Origin of the sequence: Ruminococcus sp., from assembly GCF_024691275.1 — a bacterium.
Taxonomy (GTDB): Bacteria; Bacillota; Clostridia; order Oscillospirales; family Ruminococcaceae; genus Ruminococcus.
Genome location: NZ_JAILNU010000082.1, coordinates 1 through 20,586, shown reverse-complemented (window position 1 = coordinate 20,586; position 20,586 = coordinate 1). Strand labels below are relative to the sequence as shown.

Sequence of the window (20,586 nt, the reverse complement as noted above, 5' to 3'; positions counted from 1 at the left end):
ATCTCTTTTCCTTGATCTGTGATTTTCTATGATCGTTTATTATACGCCTTACAAGAAGGAAAATCGAAACAATTCCTATCAAAATTACTATAACAACATCGTACATAGTATTTCCTTTCAAGGTCGGCAGCTTGCGGGCGGATAATATCCGCCCCTACAACCTAACGGCTAATCATATTTTAGTGATATCAACTAATTCCACATCATTGATAGTTCTGCCCGATTCGAGAACCTTTACCAGCGATTTCGCCGTATCTACAGCAGTTAAACTACAGATAGAACGCTCGATTGACTTTCTTCTCATCTTAACGCTGTCACGCTCGGGAAGTCGTCCCTTTGCGGAAGTGGAGATTACGTAGTGTATCTTGCCGCTGTCAAGAAGAGTCTCCACGTTCGGCGTGCCGTCCGATATCTTGCGGACAAGGTTTGCAGCGATCATATTTCTGTGGAGTACGCTCTGTGTGCCCGATGTTGCGTAAAGCTCAAAGCCCATGCGCTCGAACTTGTCCGCAATAGGAAGTATCTCACGCTTGTCGCTGTCACGCACCGAGATAAGAACTCCGCCCTCACGCTTGAGATCGAAGCCTGCTGCGATAAGTCCCTTGAGAAGTGCGTCCTCAAGGTTTCTGCCGATGCCGAGACACTCTCCTGTTGACTTCATCTCAGGTCCCAGCATTGTATCAACGTCTGTGAGCTTCTCAAATGAGAATACGGGAACCTTTACTGCTACGTAGTCGCCAGCAGGATAAAGTCCGCTCTCATAGCCCATATCTTTAAGCTTTGCACCGAACATTATCTTTGTAGCGATATCCACCATAGGTATGCCCGTTACCTTGCTGATGTAAGGAACAGTTCTCGAAGAACGCGGATTTACCTCGATAACGAATACCTCGTGGTTGTATACAACGTACTGGATATTTACAAGTCCGATAACGTTGAGCTCCTTGGAGAGAAGCCTTGTGTACTCAACGATTATGCGCTTGATACGGTCTGAAAGATGCTGTGCAGGATAGATAGATATAGAGTCGCCCGAGTGAACACCTGCGCGCTCGATATGCTCCATGATACCAGGGATAAGGAAGTCCTCACCGTCACAGATAGCATCGACCTCGACCTCAGTACCCATCATGTACTTGTCGATAAGTACAGGATTCTCTATATTATGGCTCATAATAATGCCCATATACTCCTTTACGTCTGCATCGGAGTGTGCGATTATCATGTTCTGTCCGCCGAGAACGTATGAAGGACGGAGAAGCACAGGATAGCCAAGATCATTGGCTGCCACAAGAGCTTCCTCGGTGTTCATTACAGTATGTCCCGCAGGTCTCGGTATACCGCACTTTTCAAGCACTTCGTCGAAACGTTCTCTGTCCTCTGCTGCGTCTATCATATCAGCAGATGTTCCGAGGATACGAACTCCCATATCGGACAGGTAACGTGTCAGCTTGATAGCGGTCTGTCCGCCGAACTGTACCACAACGCCGTAGGGCTGCTCAGTCTCGATAATGGACTGAACGTCCTCCTTTGTGAGCGGGTCGAAGTACAGACGGTCGCCTGTATCAAAGTCGGTCGAAACGGTCTCAGGGTTGTTGTTGCAGATAACTGCTTCATAGCCCAGTTCCTTCAGCGTCCATACGCAGTGTACCGAACAGTAGTCGAACTCGATGCCCTGTCCGATACGGATAGGACCTGAACCGAATACGATGACCTTCTTCTTGCCCTTGTCGGTGCGCTCGATGAACTGCTTTGCTTCGTTCTCCTCGTCAAATGTAGAGTAGAAGTAAGGTGTCTCAGCCTTGAACTCACCTGCGCAGGTATCAACCATTTTGTATACCGCACTCTTGTGCTTGGGGCACTTCTGTCCCGAAAGGCGCTCGATAGTGCTGTCAAGATATCCGTACTGCTTTGCTATGTCGTACTTTTCCTCGGTGAGCTCGCCCTCTGCAAGCCACTTTTCCAGCTCTACAAGATTGAGGAGCTTATAAAGGAACCAGTTGTCGATCATAGTGATCTCGTGTATCTCCTCGGGAGTGATGCCGCGTTTCAGCGCTTCAAATACGCAGAACGAACGCTCGTCGTCAATAACATGGAGCTTCTCGCGTATCTCCTCTGTGGAGAGCTTTTCAAGCTTTTTCAGGTTCATGGTGTCAAGTCCAAGCTCGATAGAACGGACAGCCTTCATCATTGCCTGCTCAAAGCTGGTACCTATAGCCATTACCTCGCCTGTAGCCTTCATCTGTGTACCGAGAGTACGCTTTGCGTAAACAAACTTATCAAAAGCCCACTTCGGGAACTTGATTACTACATAATCCAGTGCAGGCTCGAAGCAAGCATATGTCTTGCCTGTTACCTGATTGATGATCTCGTCGAGAGTATATCCGATAGCTATTTTCGCTGCGGTCTTTGCGATTGGATAACCCGTAGCCTTTGAAGCAAGTGCCGATGAACGGGAAACTCTTGGGTTTACCTCGATAACGGCATACTTAAAGCTTGTGGGGTGAAGTGCGAACTGACAGTTGCAGCCGCCCTCGACTTTAAGCTCCTTGATGATATTGATAGCTGCTGTACGAAGCATCTGGTACTCTCTGTCGCTGAGAGTTACGGCAGGGGCAATAACGATACTGTCGCCTGTGTGAACGCCTACAGGGTCGAAGTTTTCCATTGAGCAAACGGTGATAACATTGCCCTTTGCGTCACGGATAACCTCGAACTCTATCTCCTTCCAGCCGCTGATGCACTTTTCAACAAGTATCTGTGTGATCGGTGAAAGGCGGAGTCCGTTTGTTGCGATGTCGCGGAGCTCCTCCTCATTCTGTGCGATACCGCCGCCTGTTCCGCCGAGAGTGAATGCAGGACGAACGATAACAGGATAGTGTATTACCTGTGCGAAGTCAACTGCGTCCTCTACAGTCTCAACGACCTTTGACGGGATACACGGCTCGCCTATCTTTTCCATAGTGTCCTTGAAAGCCTGTCTGTCCTCTGCCTTGTGGATAGTCTCCGGGTCTGCACCGAGGAGCTTTACATTGTGGCTGTCAAGGAAACCCTCCTCAGCAAGCTGCATGGACAGGGTAAGACCTGTCTGACCGCCGAGAGTGGAGAGAAGGCTGTCGGGCTTTTCGATCTCGATTATTCGCTTTACAACGTCGAGTGTGAGGGGTTCGATATATACCTTGTCTGCCATAGCCTTATCGGTCATAATGGTAGCAGGGTTTGAGTTTACGAGGACTACTTCCAGTCCTTCCTGTTTAAGTGCGCGGCAAGCCTGTGTGCCTGCGTAGTCAAATTCGGCAGCCTGTCCGATAACGATAGGACCTGAACCGATAACGAGTACCTTTTTTATATCACTTCTGAGTGGCATTTCTATTACCTCCAAATTAAGTAAGTAGTATTGTAGGGAACGGCGCCCTCGCCGTTCCATCAAATATATCACTTGTGAGGAACGCCGAGGGCGGCGTTCCCTACCGGATTATTTCTTACTCATTGTTTCAACAAAATCGTCAAACAAGTAAGCTGTGTCCAGCGGACCGCCGTGTGCTTCGGGGTGGAACTGGACCGTTCTTGCGTTGACTGAGGTATAGTGTATGCCCTCACAGGTCTTGTCGTTGGCATTTATGTGGGATACATGACCTACTGACGGGTCGATGCTGTCGCCGACTACTGCATAGCCGTGGTTCTGGCTGGTAACATAGGTAAGACCGCTTTCAAGGTCGATAACAGGCTGATTCGCACCTCTGTGACCGTACTTGAGCTTCTCGGTCTTTCCGCCGTTGGCAAGTGCCATGAGCTGATGTCCGAGGCAGATGCCGAATATCGGTATGCCAAGCTTCTGTATCTCCTTGATATTTTCGATTATCTCAACATTTTCGGCAGGGTCTCCGGGTCCGTTGGAGAACATGATACCGTCGGGAGCAAGCTCCTTTATCTCGGCAGCTGTAGTATATGCAGGAACTACGACAACTTCACAGCCGCGCTTTAAAAGCTCCTGTCTGATATTGCGCTTGTAGCCGAAATCGAACAGTGCGACTTTCAGCTTCTTCTCCTCGGGCTCATAGGTAAGAGTTTCGGTATTTGTGACCGTCTTAACAGCGTCCTTGACTGTGAAAGCGCGGACTTTTTCAAGAAGCTCGTCCTTCTTTGCGTAAACGTCCTCGGTCGTGATAACGCCGTTCATTACACCGACTTCGCGGATAGTACGTGTAAGACGGCGGGTGTCGATATTGTTGATACCTACGATGTTATGCTCTTTCAGGAAGTCATTGATATTTCCCTCGCAGCGGAAGTTCGACGGTGCATTGCACCACTCACGCACGATATATCCCGATACATAGGACTTTGCAGACTCGTTGTCCTGCTCGTTCACACCGTAGTTTCCGATAAGCGGAAATGTCTGTGTTACGATCTGTCCGTAGTAACTCGGGTCGGTAAGAGTTTCCTGATAGCCTGTGACTCCTGTGGTGAATACAACTTCTCCGATAACAGTGCCCTTTGCACCGAAGCTCCTGCCCTCGAACACCTGTCCGTCGGCAAGCATAAGGTAAGCTTTTTCACCAATGTTGAATAATGACATTTTATTTTCCTCCTTGCGCAGTGCCTGCGCTCCCTAACCACGCTGCCGCTCGTAAACTCGCTCACAGTTATCATGACCGATAATCGTACATCTCTTACGGCACCGTATACTAATGATGTGCTGCACTCGGTTCCACACGCCTTTGTATGGAAGAGCGTTATTAATTCGGAATTCGTAATGCGGAATTCGGAATTACTGTGTCCGCTTGTGCGGAGATCATGTGTATGTTTGCGGGCGGCGGAACACCGCCCCTACAAATGGTTCATGTTATTTATTGTGTCAGGCACGGGCTGATGCGGACATCAGCCCCTACTACTTTCTACTCACTACTCACTTCAAGTTGATGTACTGACAGATATCATCTCTCATGCGGATAACCTCGCGGCGTGAAGCCTTTGCGAAGTCTCTCTCGTCGCAGCCTTCCTTCTTGTATGCACACATTACTGCGCGTGATGAGTTTACTATAGCTCCCAGACCGTTCTCGTCAAAACCGCCCTTCAAGCCTTCTGCTCCGCCACCCTGTGCGCCGTAGCCGGGAACAAGGAACATAGTATGCGGAAGTCTCTTTCTCAGCTCAGTAAGCATTTCGGGATATGTAGCACCTACAACTGCGCCTACTGCGGAGTAGCCGTACTTTCCGCGTGTATCCTCGCCCCACTTCTCGCACATATCGCCCATGCACTCGTAGATAGTGCGTCCGTCGGCAAGCTTCATATCCTGAAGCTCACCCGATGAAGGGTTGGAAGTCTTTACGAGGACATAGATGCCCTTGTCACGCTCGCGGCATACCTTGAGGAGCGGCTCTATACCGTCTGTGCCGAGGTAGCCGTTTACTGTGAGAGCATCTGCACCGAAGGCTTCGAGCTGATTCTCTCCGACAGATGTTGCGCCGAGGTGTGCATTTGAATAAGCTTCCATAGTAGCTCCGATATCATTTCTCTTGCCGTCTGTCATTACGAACATACCGTTGAGCTTTGCATAGCGGATAGTCTTTTCGAGAGTTCTGATACCGTAGTGACCGTACATCTCGTAGTATGCAGCCTGCGGCTTGATAGCAGGAACGATATCGTGTATCTCGTCGATGATAGCCTGATTGAAGTCGAATATAGCCTTTGCAGCTGCCTTTAATGTCCAGCCGTCGCTGTCGAGATAGCGGCGCTGAATGAACTCAGGCACGTACTCCAGCTTAGGGTCAAGTCCTACCACTGTAGGGTTTTTAAGTTCGATTATTTTTTCAATAAGTCTGTCAAATGACATATCATTTCCTCCTTAATATTACAGTGCATTGTATCTTATCTCGCCCTTTGATATGGTAACAAGGGGCTTTCCTGTGAGCTCCATGCCCTTGAACACGGAATTATGTGACTTTGAATGAAGCTTTTCGGGTTCAACTGTCCATTTCTTATTTATGTCAGCTATCAGAAGATCGGCTGTGCTTCCCTCTTTTATGCACGGTATATCAAGTCCCAGTATCTTACGGGGATTCACGCACATGAGCTCCACAACTCTGTGGAGGTCGATCTCACCTGTGTGATAGAGAGATGTCAGCGTTGCCGCAAGAGATGTTTCCAGCCCCACAACACCGTTGGGAGCCTTCTCAAAGTTTGCTTTCTCCTCGGCTGCATGAGGCGCATGGTCGGTGATTATGCAGTCGATAGTGCCGTCCTTCACGCTTTCTATTATAGCTCTTACGTCCTCGGGAGTCCTGAGCGGCGGATTCATTCTGTAGTCCGCATCACGCTTTTCAAGGAGCTTGTCGGTCAGCATGAAGTAATGGGGCGCAGTCTCGCAGGTCACCTTCACTCCGCGTGATTTCGCAAAGCGTATCATAGCTGCGCTTCCCTCTGTGGAAACGTGGCATATGTGTATCCTTGCGTTCACAGATGATGCAAGTATCATCTCGCGGGCTGTGATGTAGTCCTCCGAGGCTCTGTCCATACCCTTGACACCAAGCTTTTCGGAGGTCTCGCCCTTGTTCATGATGCCTCCGTTTATAATGCTCAGATCCTCGCAGTGAGAAGCCACCAGCAGTCCGTTTTCATTTGAAAACTCCAGTGCCTTTCTCATATTCTCGGCATTCTCAACAGGTCTGCCGTCGTCGGATATGCATATGCAGCCCGCAGCCTTGAGGGCTTCGTAGTCGCAGAGACCGTTTCCGCTCATTCCGCCTGTTATGCAGCCAACGGGATACACATCAACTCCCGTATCCTTTGCCTTATCCCTTATATATCGGATAGTCTCAGGGTTATCGCAGGGGGGATTTGTATTCGGCATTGCAAGAACTCCTGTAACACCGCCTGCCAGAGCTGCCGCACAGGCTGTCAGAACGTCCTCCTTGTGAGTGTAACCGGGATCGCGGAGATGTACGTGCATATCAAATATGGACGGCATCAGTACCAGCCCTGTTCCGTCTATGACCTTGTCTGCCGCTTCCGTGATGCCAGCGCCCAGTTTTTCTATTTTTCCGTTGTTAATGAACACATCTGTTGTGGTATCCGTTTCAGTATCGACCGCACGGATATTCTTTATCAGGATAGATGACATATTTACCTCGCTTTCGTTAGTGGAATATTCAGTATATTGCAACTCCATCGCTGCCGTCTATCTCCATGGCAGAGACCTTGACCACCTCACTGTGAGAGGTGGGGAGATTCTTTCCTACATAATCAGGACGTATGGGAAGCTCCCTGTGACCTCTGTCCACCAGCACAGCAAGCTGTATGGAACGCGGTCTGCCGCGCTTTATCAGAGCATCTATTGCCGCACGAGAGCTTCTTCCCGTGAAAATGACATCGTCAACGATGACCACGTTCTTATCGGTGATATCAAAAGGGATATCGGTCTTTTCGGCTTCACCGTCGGACTTGCTGTCATCACGGTAGGGCGTGATATCAAGTGCGCCGAACGGCACGGTGTTCTTTTCGAGTTCCGAGAGCTTGTCGGCAATACGCTTTCCGAGGGGGACTCCCCTTGAAAAAATGCCTACGATACAGAGATCGTCCGTTCCTTTGTTATGCTCGATTATCTCATAGGAAATTCGTGCGATAGCTCTTGCGACTGCCTTATCGTCCATGATAACGCGCTTTGTCTCCATATATCGCGCTCCTTTCAAACAAAAATGCTCCCCGCGCGGCAGGGAGCATACTTACAGTTATAGCTATGGTTATAGTTATATTCAGTATTTACGAACGCACCTTGCCGACCTCACGGGATCGAATTAAAGGGTAGTTTCCAATTAACATATCTATTATATCATATATGTGAAACTTTGTCCAGTAATTTCATATTATAATTATTTATTTACTAATTAACAGAACCAAGCCCGCAAGGGCTGCGTTCCGTTGCCGGCAAAACAGCTCATCGCATCTGCACGGAACGTCGAGAACGACTTCCGCTGAAAACTAATTACTCATTTCCGATATTGCTATTTTGAACATTATATGTTATAATATAAATCAGTATGATTTCGGAGGTATAATATGAGAATTCGTCATAAACCATGGGCAAAGCCCGAACTTGAGGCTTGTCCCTTTTACATACATGAACCCCAGAAGCAGATCGGTCACTGGAAAGACCTTTTCGATCAGCCCGACAAACCACTGTATGTGGAGCTCGGCTGCGGAAAGGGCGGTTTCATTTCACAGGCCGCTCCTGCCCACCCTGAGGTCAACTTTATCGCTATGGATATCAAGAACGAAATGCTCGTTCTCGCTAAACGAAAGCTTGAAGCCGCTTACGCCGAGAAAGGCACTCAGCCCGACAACGTGCGCATAGCTATCCAGAACATCGAGCGCCTTGAGCTCGCATGGGACGAAAATGACCGCGCTGACCGTATCTACATTAATTTCTGCAATCCGTGGCCAAAGGGCAAGCACAAGAAGCGCCGCCTCACTCATACACGCCAGCTGGTAAACTATAAGAAGTTCCTACGCGGCGAACTCTGGTTCAAGACCGACGACGACGAGCTTTTTGAGGAGTCCTTCGAGTACTTCAAGGAGGCTGGATTCAGGATAAAATACAAGACCTACGACCTTCACGCAGAAAGTCCCTATGAGAATTTCGTGACCGAGCATGAGAAAATGTTCACCGAGGAGGGCAAGAAAATAAAATTCCTCATCGCCGAACCTGTAAGGGAGGAGCAGTAATGGACTTTAAGAAAGATTTCCGCGGTATACATATCGAAGGCGGTTCTATGAAAACCGCAGGCGTGGGCGACCTCAGCGTCACAGAGGAAGTTCCGCAGAATATCCGCACTAAGATCGACCCGAAAAATGTTGCTAAGTCAGCTGTAAAAGCCGCCGCACTCACAGGACTCGTTCTTCTCAAACACAAAGCCAAGAAAAAGAGAAAGTAGCAGGTGTGGGATCTTTCGCCCGCGCTCCTGCCGCTCCGCGCAGCATATCACACAACAATCGGAACGCAGAGGCGGTGTTCCCTACATTGGTTTATAACTCTCAACTGAATCAAAATCAGTTTCACTGTTTTTTGATTTAATGCTTTACAACTCTGAAAAAAGATGCTATAATGTTCTATAGTTCGTGCTCAATGGCGAGCGCGTCAATTCAAAGGAGGTATTTCCAAATGGGAAAAGTTAGAATAGGTATTTCAGGCTACGGCAACCTCGGCAGAGGCGTAGAACTCGCTATCCGTCAGAATGATGATATGGAGCTGGCAGGTATCTTCACCCGCCGCGATCCTTCAACTGTAAAGCCCCTCACAGCAGGCGCTAAGGTATACAGCATAAGCGATGCCGAAAAAATGACAAATGATATAGACGTTATGATAATCTGCGGCGGAAGCGCTACAGACCTTCCTAAGCAGACTCCCGAAATGGCTAAGCTCTTCAATGTTATCGACAGCTTCGATACCCACGCACGTATCCCGGAGCATTTCGCTAACGTTGACAAGGCTGCAAAGGAAAGTGGTCACCTCGCTTTCATCTCACTTGGCTGGGATCCGGGCCTTTTCTCACTCAACAGACTTTACGCTGAGTCCATTCTCCCCAACGGCAAGAGTTACACTTTCTGGGGAAAGGGCGTAAGCCAGGGTCACTCAGACGCTATCCGCCGCGTTGAGGGCGTTAAGAGAGGTATCCAATATACTGTTCCGATAGAATCAGCTATGGAAGCTGTCCGCAGCGGAAGCCAGCCTGAACTCACAACTCGTCAGAAGCACCTCAGAGAGTGCTGGATAGTTCCCGAGGAGGGCGCTGACCTCGCTAAGATTGAGAACGACATCAAGACTATGAAGAATTACTTCGATGAGTACGATACAACCGTAAACTTCATCAGCGAGGAAGAGTTCGATGCTAAGCACAACAAGATGCCTCACGGCGGCTTCGTTATGAGAAGCGGTCTCACAGGCGACGGCGAGAAAACTCACCAGATGATCGAATATTCTCTCAAGCTCGAATCAAACCCTGAATTTACTGCAAGCGTTCTTATCTGCTATGCAAGAGCTCTTGCAAGACTTAAAGCTGAGGGCGCTACAGGCTGCAAGACCGCTTTCGATATCGCTCCTGCTTATCTTTCAAAGCTCAGCGGCGAAGAGCTCAGAGCTTCTATGCTTTAATGCAAATCATTAACTTAAAAGAGTCGCTTTATGCGGCTCTTTTTGTATGCAATTATAACAAAGAATAATAACTTTTTATGTATAATTTGTAATTTTTGTTCTCATTTTATTGACACTTCGCTCCTGAAATGCTACAATATAATTGTAAATCTGACATATCAGGGGGTATAGCTATGGCAATGGTTAATGCTATATGTACGAGTTGTAATAAAACAGTCGAAGTCGATAATAAAAAAGACGCTTGGGTCTGCCCTCATTGCAGTACGCCTTTTGTCGTTATAAAGGCGATAAACAGATATAAGGCTCAGCATAAGGAAGTTTCAAGAAAGGTAAAGGCTGTCAAGAAGCAAAGCGCAGATTTTGAAGTGACTGACGGCGTTCTCGTGTGCTACAAGGGAAGCTCGGAAAGCGTCACTGTACCTGCGGAAGTCCGCAAAATAGGAAGCCACGTCTTTGAGAACAATACCACCTTGAAAAACATAACTCTACACGAAAAGGTCGAGGAGATCGGCAGCTATGCTTTCAGAGGCTGTACGGCTCTCGAAGAGATAAAGTTCCCAGACAGCATCACTACTATTGATATGTGGGCTTTCAGAGGATGTACAAGCCTTCAGAGCGTGATACTTCCTCCTCATATACGCTATATCGCAGACTGTCTTTTCGCAGACTGCTCAAATCTTGTCTCCGTTGAAATGCCCGAACCTATCGGCGGTATCGGTTCGTTCGCATTCTCAGGCTGCAAGAACCTGAAGGAGATCAATATTCCTAAATACGTATCTCAGATAGGAAAATACGCCTTTTCGGGCTGCGAAAATCTCGAAAAAATATCAATTCCCGAAGGTGTTTCCCTTATCGAGGAGTGTACCTTCGCAAACTGCTCGGTACTTTCCGAGATAGAGCTGCCGAGAACTCTGAAATCTATAGGCGCTTCTGCATTCCAGAACTGTGTTTCACTGCATAATATCGAGCTTCCCAACGGCGTTCTCAGCATCGACGGTTTTATCGGCTGCACCGGTCTGAGAGCCTTCAACATTCCCGCCGGCGTTTCGTCTGTCGGCGATTTCAGCGGCTGCGTGAACCTCGAAAAGATATCCATTCCCGCTTCTGTCAAGAAAATAAGCGGCGGATTCAACAACTGCCCTAAGCTGCTGAATATCTCGTGGACTAATCTTGCGGAAAATGCGTCCAATTTCCCAGCTTACTACGAAACTGTAGTGGCAAGCCGCAAAGCTGCCGGAAAATGCGTTTACTGCGGCGGAGATTTCAAGCTCATCTCCAAAACCTGCAAAAACTGCGGCAAGAAAAAAGATTATTGATATTCTGTGCGGACGGTATATACCGTCCGCTTTTTTGCTGAAAATCCCTTTTATCTATTGACTGTATGCGTTTTTAGAGCTATAATATTAATATCTTGTCAATAAGGAGATATTTATGAAGCTTATTTTACGCATAACAGCTGCGCTGACCGCTGCTGCCATGTCAGCTGCCGCTTTCGGCTGCGATAAGAAAAAATCATCAGACGATACATCAAAAACAGAAGCCTCTACAGCTTCTCAGACCACGACCAACGATACTGCTGACAGCAAGGAAGATACCGTGACAACGACCGCTTCCGAAACAAAAATATCTTCTGCGTCCACAACTACTGCTTCCACGTCCGCGGAAACTTCCGCAACTGCCGCAGAAACTACTATGCAAGCCACCGTAAGTGCTCCGCAAAAGGGATTCAGCAGCAGCTTTGATGCTGCTAAGGCTTACTATACCGCCTATATCAAAGGCGATGCCGACGCTGTTTACGATATGTTCTGCGATGAGGAGATAGAAGGCTACCACAATTACCTCAGCTCTACAGACCTCATTGACGGCAAGAACCCAAGAGTAGTATTCAAACGCTCAAACGTTGTAAACGCTATCAAAAGCTCAATGGCTGCTATATACGGCATCATGGCAGGTAAATCCGATGTTCCCCATGAGCAGTGGGCTTTCTCGCTCACCGAGGATCTTCTCAAGCCTACCGGCGAAAATGAACTCAAGGACTTCAACAAGACACTGGGGACAAACTTCCCCGCTGCTTCCGACTGCGGTCATGTATACTACAAGGACGGCAATGAGGAGCATTCCTTCATCGGCAATGCCTGTGCATTCGTACAACTCAACGACCGATGGTATCTTTCTTATACCACCGTCATGAATGCCGAACTTATAACATATATGGATATTTTCTGAGAGGGCGTTTTCCGCCCTTTTCTGATAATAACAGGTCCGCTGTTAACACTCTCATTTTCTCAGGAGGACTCCCTTTATGGATAATAATCTGCTTGCTGAATGCTCTGCCGCTGTCAAACAGGTCATAGACCGCTTCGGAATAGATATCCTCAGTGAACATAAACGCTTCTGCGCGGCACTGTCAGACTTCGCGCCCAAGCTCTCAAAGGAAAATAAGGCTTTCTTTGTCGCTCTGAGCGAAAATATCGGCATCATCTTCATTCGTGAACATAATTCCGTTATGTCGGGCAGCCACGACCCTGATAAAATTATTCAGAGAGCTGCTACGGATATAAGCGAATACCTCAACGACGAAAAAGCTCAGCTTGTCTCAAAAAGTATCGCTGTCGCCCTCGGCTGGATAACACTTGAAGCTCCTTCCGAAAACAAAAACGAAAACAGCGATATCCCATCTTACAGCAGCTCATCTTCGCTCATCGAAGACCTTTTCAAACGCGCCCAGAACGGCGATAACGACGCCTGCTTCAACCTCGGCGAGTGCTTCTTCTACGGCAGAGGCGTAAAACAGGACTACTCCAAAGCCGTAAAATGGTATATCCAGTCATCAGACCGCGGCGATTGCAGCTCGCAGAAAAAGCTGGCGGACTGCTACTACCTCGGTCAGGGCACGGAACGAAATGTCGCAAAAGCTGCCTTCCGCTACGAACAGGCAGCCGAACAGGGCGACTACGATTCACAGAAGGCTCTTATACGCTGCTATCTGAAAGGCGGCAACGGTCTGTTCCCCGATCCCGCCCGCGCCGAGTTCTACTCAAAACGCTATAATATCACCATAAGCAGCGGAACTCCAAACGATATCATGAAGAATGCTCAGGACGGCGACCTGAAGTCGCAGTTCAGACTGGGAAATATGTACCTCCACGGCACAGGCATAGAGCATTCCCCTGAAAAGGCCATTCAATGGTTCAAAAAAGCTGCCGAAAAGGATTATCCCCCTGCGTTATACAATCTTGCCTACTGCTATCAGCACGGCATCGGTGTTCCCGTTGACAGGATAACTGCTGCCGTATACTACAAAAAAGCCGCCGATAACGGTGACCTTGATGCCCTGAACAATCTGGCAGGCTGCTGTATGCGCGGAGAAGGTACCGTCCGTGACCAGAACATTGCGGCAAAATACTACAAAAAAGCTGCTGAAAGCGGTCATGCAAAGGCTCAGTACAACTACGGAGAATGCTGCTTCAAGGGCATGGGCATCGCAAAAAATCTGTCCGAAGCTGTACACTGGTACAAGTCATCGGCTGAACAGGGCGACCCCGACGGACAGTACTCCTACGGCTGGTGCCTCCGCGACGGCATCGGCACTGCTCAGGACCCCATAACCGCAAAGGAAATGTTCGAGCTTGCTGCGGCACAGAGACACGCTCCCGCTCAGAAGGCTCTGGGATACTGCTATGTCAACGGTACGGGTACGGCTAAGAATTTTGCCGTGGCTGCCGAACAATTCGCAAAGGCTGCTGTATCGGGCGACAAGGAAGCCGCCGAGCTCCTCGCAGCCTGCTATAAATACGGCGGCGAGTATCTCGCCGTAAACGACGCAAAAGCCCACTATTACGCTGACCAGTACGATATTGACTACGATAAGATATGAAAAAAGGACTTCCATCAGGAAGTCCTTTTTCGTTTGTCATTTTATCATGCTTACATCAGTATCTGTAAGATCGTTTACATAGCCTTCTCTGTCGAGAAGCTCTCTTAACTCGTCAGGAGTGATAGGTGATTCAGCATCATTTCCAAACTTGTAATTGACAGATGTATATACTCTGTGAGTACCGTTTGTCAGATTGTTAAAGTTCATATTGAGCCAGATACCTGTTTCTGCATCAACATCAACAATAAAGCTGTGTTCCTCATATTCGCCTCTGTAATTTTCAGATGAACCGTAGCTTCCCGAGATAGTGATTATCTTTCTGCCGTTCTCATTGCGTTCACCTGTTATGTTCCAGTAGCTTGTATCCTCGATCTTCCTGTCATCAATACCTGTGAAAACAAGGTTATTGAGGAATCCGCAGCCCTTGTAATCTATAGCTTCTGAAACGATATATTTCTTATCAGCGGGTTCATCATTTACTATTTTGAATGATAATGTATTATGGTCATATTCAGCATGAGAACAGTATTCAGTGCCTGCTAATCTGTATGCGCCTGAAACATAAGCTATATCAGTTCTCTCCTTTTCGCCGTTTGCAAGGAAGAATTCATCTGAAATGCACCATGCTCTTCCTGTTGTTCTGTCAAAATATACAGAACCTGTCCATTTATTTCCGTAAGGATCCCACTCCACCTTTGAATCGTCTGTCATAGTGAAGTCACTTGAAAACTTATCGTAGTTATTTCTTGAATTTATCATTCTATTGAGGAGTTCTTCCTTGGAAACGCTCCAGTTGGAAGTCTGAACATTATCTCCGCCCGAAACAGCTGCATTTGTTCCTGTAACTGTAACAGCATTATTTGCAGCAGCTGAAACTGCTGTGGTAACTGTGCTTACAACTGTTGTGCTGCCGACAGATACCTTTGTTGTTGCATTTGCCTTAGATGATACATATGTTGTGCTGAGCTCCTCATCTGATGTAGAACTCTCTGTTGTAAGTGAAGCCTTGTTTGAATTGCCGTCAGGCTCGATGTTCTTATTGTTTCCGAAGAGGTATGCGCCTCCGCCAATGCTTCCTGCCATTATTACTGCTGCTGCAGCTATACTTGCTATTCTTGTCATACTGATCCTTCTTTCATATTTTTCCACACCATTTACTACATCGGTGTATTCGTTTTTTTCGATATTTGCTCTGCGTCTGGCTTTTTCAAATATCTCGTTCTTCTTTGATTCCTCTGCCAAAAATTTTTCAACAGACGCTTTATCCGCTTTTTTCAAAGTATCAACTATTTTTTTCCTGCTATTCATATTCTGCCTCCTTTATAATGTGATACCGGTATCGTCAAGGAGCTTTTTCAGCCGTTTCATAGCTCGTCCGCAGCGAACACGTACTGCTGCTGCATTCATACCAAGCTTTTCCGCTATCTCCTTAGAGCTTTTATCGTAATAATACTTCTCGATAATGATTATTGAATCAGGCGGTCCGATCTCGCCTATCTTATCGAGCAGTATCTTTGAAAGCTCAGATTTGTCAGCAGATTCCTCGATATTTTCATCTCCGACTATTTCAGCCATCTCTTCATCGTCTGCGGAAATATTGCGTCCTGTTTTTGAAGCAAGTGACCGGCGCATACCTATCGCCGTATTACGTGCAACTGCTCCTATGTACGATTTCAGTGATGTCATGTTCTCATCAGGAGTCATCTTCATCATAAGAGATGCAAACACATCAATCACACATTCATCAGAATCATCAGGACTGCCAAAGCCGCTTATTATCCTGTTGACTATTGAATATACATAGTTGTAGTATTTATCGAAAAGTGCCCGCTGTCCATTCGGCGGTGCTTCACGCATCAGACAGAGTATCTCATTGTCGGTCATATGCTTTCTCCTTTATTTTCCAAACCGATCTTCGCGGAAGCTTTCCCGCGGGGATCAGTTTTAAGATCGAATTCGTCTTCACCTATAGTAACGCAACGTAACTCACAAGTGTAACAACATTCTATCATTTTTTTTATTTTTTCTCAAGTTTTTTTATTTTAAGCCTTTTTCAAGTTGGCAGTTCCAAAATATTTACAATTAATTGTTGATTTATGCTGCATTGTATGTTATAATATATTTGACATATTATTGAACGTATTGAACAAAAATCACTGAACGAGGTGAACAAATCATGAAGATACTGCTTATCGGTGGCACAGGTACTATTAGTATGGCTGTCACCAGACTGCTGTCTGAACAGGGACACGATGTTTTCCTGCTCAACCGCGGCAGCAGAAACAACATTATCCCCGAAAATGTTCGCACTATACAATGTGATATATCCGACGAAAAAACCGCTGCCCAAAAACTTAACGGTATGAGCTTTGACTGCGTTGGTCAGTTTATCGGCTTCGTACCCGCTCAGGTGGAGAGAGATATCCGCCTTTTCAGCGGCAAAACCAAACAATACATCTATATAAGCTCGGCTTCTGCTTATCAGAAACCGCTCTCAGACTGTGTTATCACTGAAAGTACTCCTCTTTCAAATCCTTACTGGCAGTACTCGCGCGATAAGATAGCCTGCGAAGAGCTTCTTATGAAGAATTACCGCGAAAACGGCTTCCCTGTCACTATCGTCCGTCCCAGTCACACCTACGATGAAAGGTCTGTGCCGCTGGGAGTACACGGTGACAAGGGCAGCTGGCAGGTCGTAAAGCGTATTATGCAGGGCAAACCCGTTATCATACACGGCGACGGTTCTTCTCTCTGGACTATTACCCACAACAGCGACTTCGCCAAGGCTTATGCCGGTCTTGTGGGAAATATCCACGCTGTCGGTCAGGCTTTCCACATAACCTCCGATGAGAGCATTACGTGGGATCAGATATACTCCATTATTGCCGATGAGCTGGGAGTAAAGCTGAATGCCTGCCATGTTCCGTCAGACTGGCTGTGCGCCGTCGGGCCGTATGACTTCATGGGAACTCTTATCGGTGATAAGGCAAATACCGTCATCTTTGACAACTCAAAGATCAAACGTGCTGTCCCCGAATTCACGGCTACAGTTCGCGCAGATCAGGGTATAAGAGCTACGGTGAGATACATACTCGCACATAAGGAATGTCAGAACGACGATGATGAGTTTGATCGCTGGTGCGATAAGATCGCAGAAACTATGGAAAAAGCCAGAGATTTTTTCAGATCATGATACGTTATATATGTGTCAAATAATCGGCTGAGCCGTAATAAACATTATTTAAAGGGAGGAATATTTTTTATGGATAATTTTCAGTTCTACAGTCCGACAGAGTTCATCTTCGGTAGAGATACAGAATCTAAGGCAGGCGAAATGGTCAAAAAGTACGGCGGTACTAAGGTTCTTATCCACTACGGCTCGAATTCAGCTGTAAAATCAGGTCTTCTTGACCGCGTAAAGGCTTCTCTTGACGAATGCGGTATAGCTTACACAGAGCTCGGCGGCGTTAAACCTAATCCGCGTGACACTCTTATCTATGAGGGCATCGAGCTTTGCCGCAATGAGGGTGTTGACTTTATCCTCTCTGTCGGCGGCGGTTCAAGTATAGATTCTTCAAAGGCTATCGCTCTCGGCGTTCCTTATGACGGCGACTTCTGGGACTTCTACGGCACAGGCAAGGTAGTTGAAAAGGCTCTGCCGATAGGCACTGTCCTCACTATAGCAGCCGCAGGAAGTGAAGGCTCGGGCGCGTCTGTTGTCACAAAGGAGGAAGGCAGCCTTAAACGTGATGTCGGCTCTGACCTGCTCCGTCCGCGCTTCTCTATCCTCAATCCCGAACTTACCTGCACTCTGCCCGCTTATCAGACAGCCTGCGGTGCTACAGATATTATGGCTCACGTATTCGAGCGCTACTTCACCAACACCCGCGAGGTCGAGATAACCGACCGTCTCTGCGAGGCTGTACTCCTTACTATGATAAAGGAAACTCCCCGCGCTATCGCTCAGCCTGACAACTACGACGCAAGAGCGAATATAATGTGGGCAGGTACAGTCGCTCATAACGATATCGTCGGCGTCGGAAGAACTCAGGACTGGAACAGCCACGCCATCGAGCATGAGCTGTCGGCTATGTACGACTGCGCTCACGGTGCAGGACTTGCTGTTATCATGCCTGCATGGATGGAGTTCGTATACAAACATGATGTTATGAGATTTGCACAGCTTGCTGTACGTGTATGGGGATGTCAGATGAACTTCGAGTTCCCTGACCAGACCGCTCTTGAGGGTATCGCCTGCTTCCGCAGCTTCCTCCAGAGTATCGGTATGCCTATCAACTTCGACCAGCTCGGCGCAAGTGAGGACGATATCCCTAAACTCGTCAAGAAATTAGGTCTCGGCGACGGCAAGACAGGCGGTTTCGTTCATCTTACTTCACAGGACGTTGCAACTATCTACAGGATAGCTGCTCATGCAGAATAAAAACATTCTTAACAATAAAATGATATTCACTGAATCTCCGATGGAATTTCCTTCGGAGATTTTTTATGCATTTTCTCTCACGCTGCTTTAATAACAAGAAGTGACAAATGTCACTTTAAATGTTACATTCATCATCTTGATATTTATACTCTAACTATATATAATATAGAAAACAGGGATAACAAGGGGGCTAAAACCATGAAAAAAACTATCACACTACTTACTGCCGCTGTTTCAACTGTTGTGTGTCTAAGTTCATGTGTAAAAGCACAAACAGACAAAACAGCAGTACTGAACGACTGGCAGAAAGAAGTGCTTGCGGCAGAGGGACTTCCCACAGAAGCCGACGAACTGACTGATTCTCAGCTAAAATCAATTCAGCGTATTTACGAGATGATAACTTATCTCAACGAAAAGTATAATGAGGAATTCATCTATGCGGGATACCTTGAGCCTGAGGCAAATCAGACTGAGACGCTGTATGCATATCCGAGGCTGTTGGGGGCGGATTATGGCAGGAATACCGTTACTGTAAAGACAACAAAGGACGGATTTACCGATGATTACAGCGACAGATCAATCGTTGACTATGCAGAAGAAATGGCAAATGACTTTATGAAGGATTATTTCGATTCAGACCAGGTGATTGCTTTTTTCAAAGTCAATGCCTGCGATATTAAGAAAAATGAGGTGATAGACGGAGATTTCCAGTGGAAACTCGGCGTTTCTGATATCATTTTTGTAAATGAAGACATTTGCAATGCTGAGCAGATAGAAGAATTTGCCGTAAACTATGCTAAATGGCTTTATGAGCATGAATTAGATGGACGTCATAGGATCAATATAGTTAAAGATATGGATATAACTCAAATAACGTACGGAGAAATATCGGATGTCTATGATTATGATAATTATTTAGGATATTATAGCATGGCGTTCGATTCTCTCAAAAGAAAAGTACTTCAAGATGATCATTTAAATGGTAAAAGAACAGGAAATAATTACGCTATAGACGATTTCTTTTCTAAGTATAACTAAAAGGAGAAAATTATGTTTTTAAATGGTGAATATGTTGATAAACTGACAGATGAAGAGTTATGTATGATCGAACAGCTTACATATCTCGATGAAATGGTTGCAGAAAAAGCAGGGATAAACAGAACCTTTTCTAAAATAAATAGCAATAATCATGAAGATAGAGCTATTATGTATATTTTAGAAGATTTTGATGATGAAGCCATATTGCGCTTAATGGCATATCCCGAATCTATATGCGATGCGGATATAAGCGGCGTGGAATGGGCTAAGATAATTACTTGCTAATATGATAAAGTGATGAAGTGACAAATGTCACTTTTTTTATTACAGATGTCATCTTGTCATTCAGGTGAAAATCATATATAATATAGAAGAATAATTATATTAGGAGGAACAATCGTGAAAAAACTAATCACACTATTTGTTGCAACAATCATGGCTGTAATATGTCTTGGTTCATGCGGCAAAACAGCAACACAAACAAAACCGACAACACAGACAGAACTACTCAACGACTGGCAGAAGGAAGTGCTTGCAGCAGAGGGACTTCCCACAGAAGCCGACGAACTGACTGATTCTCAGCTAAAATCAATTCAACGTATCTATGAAATGATAACTTATCTCAACGAAAAGTACAATGAAGAGTTCATTTACGCAGGATACCTTGAGCCTGCGGCAAATCAGACGGAAACGCTGTATGCTTATCCGCGCTTATTAGGCAATGATTACGGCAGAAACACCGTTACAGTCAAGGCTGATAAAGACGGATTTACTGACGATTATTCTGACAGATCAATCGTTGACTATGCAGAAGAAATGGCAAATGATTTTATGAAGGATTATTTCGATTCAGACCAGGTGATTGCTTTTTTCAAAGTCAACGCCTGCGATATTAAGAAAAATGAGGTGGTAGATGGGGATTTCCAGTGGAAGCTCGGCGTTTCAGACATTATATTTGTAAATGAAGACATCTGTAATGCAGATCAGGTGGAAGAATTTGCTGTTAATTATGCTAAATGGCTTTATGAGCATAAATTGGACGGACGTCATAGAATCAATATAGTCAAGGATATGGATGTTACACAA

General features: G+C 46.4%; 18 protein-coding genes. 11 read left to right on the top strand and 7 right to left on the bottom strand.

Annotation, left to right across the window (positions count from 1 at the left end):
• Positions 1 to 172 precede the first annotated feature (172 nt).
• The 5 genes from carB to pyrR form a co-directional block, all read right to left on the bottom strand.
• Positions 173 to 3,364, bottom strand: coding sequence for a carbamoyl-phosphate synthase large subunit (gene carB, locus K6G33_RS09675; RefSeq protein ID WP_296778837.1), 3,192 nt, complete (start codon positions 3,362 to 3,364; stop codon positions 173 to 175).
• 108 nt (positions 3,365 to 3,472) lie between these two features.
• Positions 3,473 to 4,573: a carbamoyl phosphate synthase small subunit gene (locus K6G33_RS09670; protein WP_173449102.1), complete on the bottom strand. Its 1,101-nt coding sequence runs from the start codon at positions 4,571 to 4,573 to the stop codon at positions 3,473 to 3,475.
• 330 nt (positions 4,574 to 4,903) lie between these two features.
• Positions 4,904 to 5,830, bottom strand: coding sequence for an orotidine-5'-phosphate decarboxylase (gene pyrF, locus K6G33_RS09665; protein ID WP_296778833.1), 927 nt, complete (start codon positions 5,828 to 5,830; stop codon positions 4,904 to 4,906).
• An 18-nt stretch (positions 5,831 to 5,848) separates the two neighbouring features.
• On the bottom strand, positions 5,849 to 7,117 hold the full coding sequence (locus tag K6G33_RS09660; RefSeq protein ID WP_296778840.1) for a dihydroorotase: 1,269 nt from the start codon (positions 7,115 to 7,117) through the stop codon (positions 5,849 to 5,851).
• Between the two features lie 28 nt (positions 7,118 to 7,145).
• On the bottom strand, positions 7,146 to 7,667 hold the full coding sequence (gene pyrR, locus K6G33_RS09655) for a bifunctional pyr operon transcriptional regulator/uracil phosphoribosyltransferase PyrR (RefSeq protein ID WP_296778831.1): 522 nt from the start codon (positions 7,665 to 7,667) through the stop codon (positions 7,146 to 7,148).
• Positions 7,668 to 8,052: 385 nt separating this feature from the next.
• Between pyrR and trmB the strand changes: the two genes are divergently transcribed.
• From trmB to K6G33_RS09625, 6 genes are all read left to right on the top strand, one after another.
• Positions 8,053 to 8,718, top strand: a complete 666-nt coding sequence (trmB, locus tag K6G33_RS09650) for a tRNA (guanosine(46)-N7)-methyltransferase TrmB (RefSeq protein ID WP_296778829.1) — start codon at positions 8,053 to 8,055, stop codon at positions 8,716 to 8,718.
• On the top strand, positions 8,718 to 8,927 hold the full coding sequence (locus K6G33_RS09645; protein WP_296778826.1) for a hypothetical protein: 210 nt from the start codon (positions 8,718 to 8,720) through the stop codon (positions 8,925 to 8,927). Before trmB ends, K6G33_RS09645 begins: the two co-directional genes overlap by 1 nt.
• A 227-nt stretch (positions 8,928 to 9,154) precedes the next feature.
• On the top strand, positions 9,155 to 10,144 hold the full coding sequence (locus tag K6G33_RS09640) for a diaminopimelate dehydrogenase (RefSeq protein WP_296778824.1): 990 nt from the start codon (positions 9,155 to 9,157) through the stop codon (positions 10,142 to 10,144).
• Between the two features lie 173 nt (positions 10,145 to 10,317).
• The gene (locus K6G33_RS09635) at positions 10,318 to 11,460 is read left to right on the top strand and encodes a leucine-rich repeat domain-containing protein (protein WP_296778822.1); all 1,143 of its coding nucleotides are present in this window, start codon (positions 10,318 to 10,320) and stop codon (positions 11,458 to 11,460) included.
• 115 nt (positions 11,461 to 11,575) lie between these two features.
• On the top strand, positions 11,576 to 12,370 hold the full coding sequence (locus K6G33_RS09630; RefSeq protein WP_296778820.1) for a hypothetical protein: 795 nt from the start codon (positions 11,576 to 11,578) through the stop codon (positions 12,368 to 12,370).
• 76 nt (positions 12,371 to 12,446) lie between these two features.
• Positions 12,447 to 14,021, top strand: coding sequence for a tetratricopeptide repeat protein (locus tag K6G33_RS09625; protein ID WP_296778816.1), 1,575 nt, complete (start codon positions 12,447 to 12,449; stop codon positions 14,019 to 14,021).
• A gap of 36 nt (positions 14,022 to 14,057) precedes the next feature.
• Here K6G33_RS09625 and K6G33_RS09620 read toward each other — a convergent pair whose 3' ends face one another.
• Both K6G33_RS09620 and K6G33_RS09615 read right to left on the bottom strand, forming a co-directional pair.
• Positions 14,058 to 15,329, bottom strand: a complete 1,272-nt coding sequence (locus K6G33_RS09620) for a hypothetical protein (protein WP_296778814.1) — start codon at positions 15,327 to 15,329, stop codon at positions 14,058 to 14,060.
• Between the two features lie 12 nt (positions 15,330 to 15,341).
• Complete coding sequence (locus K6G33_RS09615) at positions 15,342 to 15,905, bottom strand: sigma-70 family RNA polymerase sigma factor (RefSeq protein ID WP_296778811.1); 564 nt, start codon at positions 15,903 to 15,905, stop codon at positions 15,342 to 15,344.
• Between the two features lie 292 nt (positions 15,906 to 16,197).
• Between K6G33_RS09615 and K6G33_RS09610 the strand changes: the two genes are divergently transcribed.
• The 5 genes from K6G33_RS09610 to K6G33_RS09590 all read left to right on the top strand — a co-directional run.
• Entirely contained in the window at positions 16,198 to 17,214 is a 1,017-nt protein-coding gene (locus K6G33_RS09610) for an SDR family oxidoreductase (protein WP_296778809.1), read from the top strand.
• A 69-nt stretch (positions 17,215 to 17,283) separates the two neighbouring features.
• Positions 17,284 to 18,462, top strand: a complete 1,179-nt coding sequence (locus K6G33_RS09605; protein WP_296778807.1) for an iron-containing alcohol dehydrogenase — start codon at positions 17,284 to 17,286, stop codon at positions 18,460 to 18,462.
• A 198-nt stretch (positions 18,463 to 18,660) separates the two neighbouring features.
• Complete coding sequence (locus K6G33_RS09600; protein ID WP_296778806.1) at positions 18,661 to 19,500, top strand: hypothetical protein; 840 nt, start codon at positions 18,661 to 18,663, stop codon at positions 19,498 to 19,500.
• Between the two features lie 12 nt (positions 19,501 to 19,512).
• Positions 19,513 to 19,785: a hypothetical protein gene (locus tag K6G33_RS09595; RefSeq protein ID WP_296778804.1), complete on the top strand. Its 273-nt coding sequence runs from the start codon at positions 19,513 to 19,515 to the stop codon at positions 19,783 to 19,785.
• A 114-nt stretch (positions 19,786 to 19,899) separates the two neighbouring features.
• Positions 19,900 to 20,586: hypothetical protein (locus K6G33_RS09590; protein WP_296778802.1), on the top strand; the 687-nt coding region annotated here is incomplete at its 3' end.